Origin of the sequence: Lactobacillus delbrueckii subsp. bulgaricus, assembly GCF_046938665.1 — a bacterium.
Classification (GTDB): domain Bacteria; phylum Bacillota; class Bacilli; order Lactobacillales; family Lactobacillaceae; genus Lactobacillus; species Lactobacillus delbrueckii_C.
In genome coordinates, this window is record NZ_JBKZCD010000112.1 from 1 (window position 1) to 221 (window position 221).

The following is a 221-nucleotide window of genomic DNA, read 5'->3' on the forward strand; positions in this document are numbered from 1 at the left end:
AGATAAAGAAACTGTAGCAGCCGTAAATGTTGATGGCTCAACCAAAGATACTGTAGTGACTGTATACTACGGCCACCAAACTGTCCCAGTAACTCCAGAAGATCCGAAGAACCCAGGCGATCCAATCATCCCAGGTGGTAACGTAACTTATCCAAAGGGCTTAACTGAGAAAGACTTGAAGGATACCGTTACCCGGACTATCAAGTATGTTGACGCTAAGG

General features: G+C 45.2%; 1 pseudogene. It reads left to right on the plus strand.

Annotated features, from left to right (window positions below):
• Window positions 1-221: pseudogene (locus ACLUXO_RS10465) on the plus strand (hypothetical protein); the annotation flags it as partial.